Source organism: Roseivirga seohaensis subsp. aquiponti, from assembly GCF_001267955.1.
In the GTDB taxonomy this organism is placed as follows: Bacteria; Bacteroidota; Bacteroidia; order Cytophagales; family Cyclobacteriaceae; genus Roseivirga; species Roseivirga seohaensis.
The window spans coordinates 57533-66207 of record NZ_JSVA01000011.1; the positions used below are offsets into that span (position 1 = coordinate 57533).

At 39.6% G+C, this 8675-nt stretch carries 7 protein-coding genes; all 7 read left to right on the forward strand.

From position 1 onward, the window contains the following. The gene (locus tag OB69_RS11570; RefSeq protein ID WP_053223899.1) at positions 1-1632 is read left to right on the forward strand and encodes a PorP/SprF family type IX secretion system membrane protein; all 1632 of its coding nucleotides are present in this window, start codon (positions 1-3) and stop codon (positions 1630-1632) included. Between the two features lie 241 nt (positions 1633-1873). Beyond that, on the forward strand, positions 1874-2935 hold the full coding sequence (locus OB69_RS11575; RefSeq protein ID WP_053223900.1) for a hypothetical protein: 1062 nt from the start codon (positions 1874-1876) through the stop codon (positions 2933-2935). After that, positions 2895-4172, forward strand: a complete 1278-nt coding sequence (locus OB69_RS11580) for a pyridoxal-dependent decarboxylase (RefSeq protein WP_316931883.1) — start codon at positions 2895-2897, stop codon at positions 4170-4172. Before OB69_RS11575 ends, OB69_RS11580 begins: the two co-directional genes overlap by 41 nt. After that, a complete protein-coding gene (locus OB69_RS11585; protein WP_053223902.1) occupies positions 4172-5359 on the forward strand; it encodes a hypothetical protein in 1188 nt (395 codons plus the stop codon). The genes OB69_RS11580 and OB69_RS11585 overlap by 1 nt, the downstream gene beginning before the upstream one ends. A gap of 84 nt (positions 5360-5443) precedes the next feature. Next, a complete protein-coding gene (locus OB69_RS11590; protein ID WP_053223903.1) occupies positions 5444-6664 on the forward strand; it encodes a sensor histidine kinase in 1221 nt (406 codons plus the stop codon). Between the two features lie 175 nt (positions 6665-6839). Next, positions 6840-8351, forward strand: coding sequence for a F0F1 ATP synthase subunit beta (gene atpD / locus OB69_RS11595; protein WP_053223904.1), 1512 nt, complete (start codon positions 6840-6842; stop codon positions 8349-8351). Positions 8352-8356: 5 nt separating this feature from the next. Beyond that, on the forward strand, positions 8357-8605 hold the full coding sequence (gene atpC / locus OB69_RS11600; RefSeq protein ID WP_053223906.1) for an ATP synthase F1 subunit epsilon: 249 nt from the start codon (positions 8357-8359) through the stop codon (positions 8603-8605). Positions 8606-8675: the final 70 nt, after the last annotated feature.

Below are 8675 nucleotides of genomic sequence, written 5' to 3' on the forward strand. Positions count from 1 at the left end.
ATGCAAAAGCAAATGAAAAACTTAAGAAACATCTTCATCCTTGCGTTTACCTTGGCTTTGATAGCCAATAGCGCACAGGCACAACAAGTACCGTTGTTCAATCAATATTATTATTCAGGAAGCTTGGCTTACCCATCAAGCACAGTTTTTCAGGAGAACCGTTATGTAAGCTTTGTTTACAGAGACCAGTTTGGGGGTCTGGTGGGTTCTCCTAAGAACTTTGCTTTGGCTTACAGTACGGCAGTGAAAAACAAAATGGCTTTTAGTGGGAATGTTACCACAGCCGACATTGGCTTTACTAGCCAGGTAAAAATATCTGGAGGAATGGGATATAAGCTTTTTGGAGAAGGAAAAGAAGGCCTTTCAATTGGCGCACAGCTGGGGTTATCTCTATTTAGCTTGAACGAAGACAGAGTAAACCCGGAAAGCCCAGCCGATAATGTGCTGCTCGATCTTTTAGGACAAAACGGAAGTTCTCTCAGTTTAGACCTCTCGGTTAGTTATAGAAAGGGTAATTTGGGGATCGATATGGCAGTGCCTACACTTATCAACCAAAGCCTGTCAGATGATGCCTATGTGCGAATCAATGACGACAATGCCCCTGATTTTATTGGAGGAGTTCGGTATGCGTTCACACTTAATCCAGACCTTACTTTTACTCCCTATGGAGGTGTGAGAATCAGAGAAACTATTGGCGCAGAACTCGATGTAATGGGTGAAATGAATTTTAGAGATAAGTTCATGGCCACTTTGGGTTACCGCGACAACTTTGGTGTGTCGGCAGGGCTGGGAGTTCAGATTTTCCCGAAAATACTGTTTACCTACAATTATGATTTCGGGCAGAAAGACACTCCATTTTTGGCCGATGGCTTCAATGAGTTTGGGCTTCACCTTAAATTGGATACCAAAGTTAAAGAAGACTGTGCTCTAGCCGGAGAAGAAGTAGTAAACTACATTATTGACCAAGGTATTTATGATGAAAACTTGGTGAAACTGGAAGACCGAGAAAAGGCTCTTTGCTATTTCCGAAGCTTAGAAGAAGGCAAGCGGAAGGAAATAAACCTAAATGCTGAAGCCGCATATCAGGCGCTTTTCGCTAAAGTAAAGTCCGATGAGCTGGCCAAGATAGAAAAAGAAAGATTGGCCAAACTACAAGCCGAGCAGCAGGAACAGGAGCGATTGAAAAGAGAAAGGGAAGCAATTGAAATAGAGCGTTTGAGATTGCAAGAACTTGAAAGGTTGGCCAGAGAAGAAACGAAGAGAAAAGAAGCTGAAGCTCAGATTGCAAAAGTTTTAATTATGGCAACAGAGGAAATATCATTTAGTAGTGGCAGTAGCAATTTAATGGAAAGCTCATTGACTTCTTTAGATAAAGTAGCTGCTCTTTTTAGAGAAAACGACAATCTTAAATTAGCGGTAAGAGGGTACACTGATAATAGTGGGAATGCAGACTCTAACCTTCAACTATCCAAGGAAAGAGCTAATTCAGTAAAAGAATATCTAATTTCAAAAGGGGTTACTGAAAATAGGATTTCTGCCGAAGGCTTTGGTATAGCCAATCCAAGAGCTGATAATAGTACTAAAGAAGGTAGGGCAAAAAACAGGCGAGTAGAATTAGCCATAGTAAAATAGAAATACACCTTTTGTGTCTACGGACTCATTGGTTATAAAATTGAAGATGACTGACTATATATTGGTTGAGGTAATATAGAGTCAAACTTAGAAAGCCACCCCTTGGGTGGTTTTTTACTTTCTCAAACCTCTATTATAAGGTAGAACAGCTTTAACTTATGAGTCAAATCATCGATTTTGCTGACCAAAGTCACGAATGGTGATGAGGTTTTAAAATAGCTTTGAGAGTAATTCAGGATGAATGATGCTTAAACGAATCGCTTTTATTCTTTTCGCAGTTGTTGGACTTGTATCTGGCCTCTTGTCGGGTTGGCTGCGTATTGGCTGGAATATTCCAGTATATGGCATGGCGGGTTTTCATGGCGTGTTAATGCTTGGTGGTTTTTTGGGTTCGCTCATTTGTTTTGAAAAGGCCGTGGCCACAAAAAGGAACTGGGCATTTTTAGTACCAGCTTCTTCTGGTCTAAGTGTTTTGGCTTTTTTATTTAATCAAGCGTATCTAGGTTATCTGCTTCAGATTGTAGCAAGTATTGGTTTAGTATGCATCTATATATTCTTGGCCAAGCAGAGCCAAGAAAACTACATACTTTTGATGTTAATCGGAGCCATGTGCTGGCTAGCAGGAAATGTTCTGCTGCTTAAAACCCATTTTTATCCTACCGTATTCCCTTGGTGGATCGCTTTTATCCTTTTTACTATTGTGGGTGAAAGATTAGAGTTATCGCGTTTTTTGCCTCTTAAAATGTGGAGTAAATACCTGTTGGTTGGATTGCTCATAGCGACTTTAATTGGGTTTATGTTGCCTTATCACGGCATGGGTAGAACTGTAGTTGCTTCGGGTATTGCAGGTTTAGCCTTATGGCTGCTTCGGTTTGATTTGGCTCGAATTCTTCTAAAAAAGAAAGGACATTACTTATATACAGGCGTTTGCCTGACTTTGGGCTACGTTTGGCTTTTTGCTTCTGGCTTATTTATGGTCTTCGTTAGTTCGGGTGCTTTTGCTTTCGATGCCCTTTTACACAGCTATTTTTTGGGCTTCGCCATTTCTATGATCTTCGCTCATGGACCAATCATTTTTCCGAGTTTACTGAACAAAACCGGACATCGTTTTCATTCAATACTTTGGTTTTGGATGGTGGTTTTTCAGGCTTCAGTAGCCGTCAGAATTTTCGCGGATTTGCAGGAGTTCTTCCTTCTTAGAAAATGGGCTGGAATGATAAATGGCCTTATTATTCTAGTTTTCTTAGTTACAATGTTTGTCCTTGTTCAAAAAGACAGAACTTTGGGGCTTAGTAGAAATTGAATTTATGTATTGGGAAAGTTACTCACATCAGAAAATTAAGAAAATCGTTTTTGACGCTTTAGAGCAAAATTTAGACTACAGAGAAAAACCAGTTTTAGGCTTGCCTGCCTCTTATTTGGATACCGAAGTGTTTTATAATGATGCTCCATTTTTGAAAGATGCTCCTTTTCTTTCTGCCTTAATTGCCAACCCAAATCATATTGGCTGCCATACTTTAAATGAATCGGAAGCAGCTTTTGAGGGCACTCATAAAATTGAGAAAGAGCTAATTGACCTTTGTGCCCAACAGATTTTTGAAGGTGGAAATGAAGAGTTTGATGGCTATGTGGCTTCTGGAGGAACAGAAGCAAATATTCAAGCCATATGGATTTTAAAGCGTTATTTCGAAGTAGAATTTAATGTGAAGGCCAGCGAAATTGGCGTTGTTTTTTCTGAAGACGCACATTATTCAATGCCGAAGGCTTGCAATTTACTGAGCTTAAAATCTTACGTTTCTAAAGTAGATGACACCACCCGAAGGGTAACCAAATCGAGTATTGAAGCTTGTGTTGAAAACGCTAGAAAGGATGGAGTAAAGCATTTTATTGTCATTATGAACATGTCAACCACTATGTTTGGTTCAGTGGATGACATCAACGAAATCACTGGCTGGTTCGATGATTTAGGCGCCAATTATATGGTACATATTGATGGTGCTTTTGGTGGTTATATTTACCCTTTTGCTACTGAAAATCTTGACTATACTTTTCAGAACCCAAAGATCAATTCCTTTACATTAGACGGACATAAAATGCTTCAATCTCCTTATGGTACGGGTATTTATTTAACCCGAAAAGGCTTTATGGAATATGCCCTTACAGAAGAGGCTAATTACGTAAAAGGAAAAGATTATACTCTTGTGGGGAGCCGTTCTGGCGCCAATGCCATAGCCGTTTGGATGATAATGCGTACTTATGGTTCTGATGGGTGGAAAGCCAAGATTAAGCAGTTGCTCTCTAAAACCGACCGCCTTTGCGGAAATCTTGACGAGCGAGGAGTAGAGTATTTCCGCAATCCAAAAATGAATATTGTCACCATTCGAGGCAAGTATGTATCTCCTGCTTTGGCCAACAAATACTTGCTCGTTCCCGATTCTCATGGTTCAGATGTAAATTGGTGGAAAATTGTAGTGATGGACCATGTAAAGCAAGGCGTAATTGATAATTTTCTGAATGACTTAGATGCAGAGTTGAGGTAGTGTTGCAGGCAAATACCATATGGAGAGTAGCGTTGGGTTTCTTTATCATCTCGGCTGTCTTTGGTTTGCTGTTAAGGCTGCTGTTTTTTCAGCCAATTACAGGGTTGAATTATCAGTATTTACTACATACGCACTCTCATATTATTCTATTAGGCTGGATTTTTAATGCCCTAATGGCTGGAGTCCATTTTATGCTCTTCCAAAATAAGGTAAAGAAGAAGTTCAGCATTCTATTTCTCTTCTTTCAATTAGCGGTGTTGGGCATGATGTTTACCTTCCCTTTTCAAGGCTATGCTACACTATCTATTATCTTTTCTACCCTACATATTATACTGTCCTATTTATGGGTCGTTTGGGTTTGGCGTGAATCTAAGCGTTTGCCAGACTTGGTTAGGAAATCTCTAAGGGCTGGGCTTGTTTATTTGGCCATATCAACCATCGGCCCTTTTTCCTTAGGGCCAATTATAGCTCTAATCGGGCCAGGGTCAGATGAGTATTTTATGGCAATCTATTTTTACCTACACTTTCTATATAATGGTGCCTTTTTCTTCATTCTGTTTGGCTTGTTCTTTTGGCTACTCTTTAAATTGAATGTGTCGATTAATGTAATTGCTGTCCAGCGTTTTCTTTGGCTAATGAACATTGGTTGCGTGCTTGGCATAATGCTTTCTGCCCTTTGGATGACACCACCTACGGTTATTTATATTATTGGCGGAATCGCAGGAATTGCCCAATTGGTGGGGCTGGGCTATTTAGTTAAAATGCTTAAAGAAGTTTGGCCAACCTTTAAACTGAAGATTGGGAACACGGCCAAAGTTGTTTTTTGCTTAGTGTTTTTAGGTTTTATATTGAAGATTTTACTACAAGCAATTTCCGCAGTTCCATCGGTTGCTACTTTGGGTTATGAGGTAAGAAATTATGTTATCGCCTATTTGCACCTTGTCTTCTTGGGTATTATAAGTCCATTTTTATTTGCTTGGTTTAATTCGGTTGAATTGTTTCCAATGCGTTCAGTGATTAGAAAATTGGGACTTATACTTTTTTGGATAGGGTTTGTTTTTACAGAAGTTATTTTGGTTTTCCAAAACCAATGGGCTATTGGCGCTAACTATTACCAGCTCCTGTTCGGCTTTTCTGTATTATTGCTAGTAGGTATTATGTTGTTGGCTATTCGCACTTTTCGCTAGAAGACAGAACAAATTGAGTTAAGAGTTCATACCAGCCTATAGAATAGATGCGTTCATAAGTCTAGAAATTCATTACATTTCAAAATGCAAAATCCGTTTAAGGGTTCTTTAAGTATTGACTTCTACACCAATCAATCCACTATAAAATATATTGTATTGGTGGTGGCGGCTATTATTGGAGTGGGATCAATTATTTACACCACACAGTTGGTGAATATTTTAAAAGAAAGAGAAAGAGAAAACATTGAGCTTTGGGCCAAGGCTGTTGAGTTTTCTACCGTAGCAGATATTGCGTCACTCAATTTTATTACCGACAATATTATTAGGCCAGATAACTCGTTGCCAGTTATCATTCTTGATTCAGCTACTAACGAGATTCTCACCACAAGAAATATTGAGGTAGAGGAATCCTATAACCAAAAGCAAGCTGATGATTATCTGAATGAGATGCTCGATCAAATGAAAGAAGAAAACGATCCTCAACCTATTTTGATCAGAGACCGACCTGGAAGTAAAATTGTAAGTATTCAATATGTCTATTTCCGAAATTCTAGGCTTTTACGTCAACTGAGCGCTTACCCGTATATTCAACTTTCGGTAATTGCCATCTTTGCATTCATAGCTTATTTGGCTTTTAGCTATTCCAGAAAAGCTGAACAAAACCGTGTTTGGGTAGGTTTGGCCAAAGAAACTGCACACCAACTCGGAACCCCCCTTTCTTCATTAATGGCTTGGGTAGAATATTTAAGAGAGCTTCCGCAAATGGAGAACAGGCAGGAGATCATTACCGAACTGAATAAAGATGTTCAACGCCTCGAAATGATTACCGCTCGTTTTTCAAACATTGGTTCAAAACCAATATTGAAAGATGAGGAGGTGTCTGAAGTAATTGAAGGAGTGATTGCTTATTTGAAACCGCGTGTTTCTTCTAAAGTGCTGTTTGTTGTGGATGCTGATTCGCCACACTTGGTGGCCAAAATGAATCGACCTCTGTTTGAGTGGGTCATCGAAAATATTGTGAAAAACGGAATTGATGCTATGAGCGGGATTGGTAAAATAACCGTAACCGTTGGGCAAGAATCGGAAGGAATGGTGTTTATAGATATTGCCGATGACGGAAAAGGAATAGCGAAAGGCAAGATAAAGGAAGTATTTAAGCCAGGGTTTACTACCAAAAAACGCGGCTGGGGCTTAGGTTTAACCTTAGTAAAACGAATTATTGAAAACTACCACATGGGGAAAATCTATGTAAAATCATCTCATACCGATGTAGGAACGGTATTTAGGATTTCGCTCAAAAATTGATGATTCTATAAACCTAATTTCACTTGCAATTTGGTCGTCTGCTTTTCTATGAGGTAAGCGCCCATATTTTTGACTTCCATTTTCTTTATAAGCCTTTGGTTTAATCGAGATTAGACCTACCTTTGCGCCAAGAAAAGTAAACCGCATTTTTCCTATCTAGATAAAAAAATTAAGAATGGCAAATATTGGAAAGATCACCCAGGTTATTGGGCCAGTAGTGGACGTTAGCTTCGATGCTGAAGGATCAAAATTACCAAACATCCTTGATGCATTGGAAGTGACCAAAGAAAACGGTCAAAAAATTGTTTTAGAATGTCAGCAGCATTTAGGTGAAAACCGTGTAAGAACCATTGCGATGGATTCTTCTGAAGGTTTAACAAGAGGTACTGACGTTACAGATACTGGAAAACCAATCGCTATGCCAATTGGAGACGATATCAAAGGTCGTTTGTTCAATGTAGTAGGCGAGGCCATTGATGGTATTCCACAACCAAAAGGAGACAGAAGATTACCTATTCACAGGGCTGCTCCTAAATTCGAAGATCTATCTACTTCAACCGAAGTATTATTCACAGGAATTAAAGTAATCGACCTTATTGAGCCTTATGCAAAAGGGGGTAAGATTGGTTTGTTTGGTGGAGCTGGTGTTGGAAAAACAGTATTGATCCAAGAGCTTATCAACAACATTGCAAAAGGTCATGGTGGACTTTCTGTATTTGCTGGTGTAGGTGAAAGAACTAGAGAAGGAAATGACTTGCTTCGCGAAATGATTGAGTCAGGAATTGTAACCTACGGTGACGATTTCTTGCATTCAATGGAAGAAGGCGGTTGGGATCTTTCAAAAGTAGATCAAGAAAAATTAGCCGAGTCTAAAGCAACTTTCGTGTTCGGTCAAATGAACGAGCCTCCAGGTGCGAGAGCAAGAGTAGCCCTTTCAGGTCTTACTATCGCTGAGTACTTCCGTGATGGTGATGGCGATGGACAAGGAAAAGATATTCTATTCTTTATTGATAATATCTTCCGATTTACCCAAGCGGGTTCTGAGGTATCGGCCCTTTTAGGTCGTATGCCATCTGCGGTAGGTTACCAACCAACATTGGCTACTGAAATGGGAGCCATGCAAGAAAGAATTACATCGACAAAGAGTGGTTCAATTACTTCAGTACAGGCCGTTTACGTACCTGCGGATGATTTAACTGACCCTGCTCCGGCAACAACATTTGCTCACTTGGATGCTACTACTGTACTTTCAAGAAAAATTGCTGAGCTTGGTATTTACCCTGCAGTAGATCCATTGGATTCAACTTCAAGAATTTTGACTGCTGACATTCTTGGCGATGAGCACTACAATTGTGCACAGCGAGTAAAAGAAACACTTCAGCGTTATAAAGAACTTCAAGATATTATCGCCATTCTTGGTATGGACGAACTATCTGATGAAGATAAATTGATCGTATCACGTGCAAGACGTGTGCAAAGATTCCTTTCGCAGCCATTCCACGTGGCAGAGCAGTTTACTGGTCTTAAAGGAGTTTTGGTAGACATTAAAGACACCATTAAAGGTTTCAACGAAATCATGGATGGTAAGCATGACGATCTTCCAGAAGCAGCTTTCAACCTTGTAGGAACAATTGAAGAAGCTAGAGCGAAAGGTGAGAAATTGATGGCTGAGGCTTCTAAATCGTAATGACTATGTTGCTCGAAATCGTAACACCAGATAAAAAAGTATTTGAAGGCGAAGTGAGTTCTGCTACTTTTACTGGTGCAGAAGGCGAATTCCAAGTATTGTCGAATCACGCTCCAATGATTAGTGCTTTAGGCAAAGGGCGAGTAAGCATTACTGCCTCAGGTAAAGTAGAGAATTTGATCATTGACGGTGGTGTTGTTGAGGTTTTGAATAACAACGTAATCGTATTAGCCGAATCAGTAATAGAAGGTTAAATAACCTTTGTCCCGTCCTAAATAAGCGATACAGTTTTACAAGGATAAATATTAATAGCCAATGGGTCAT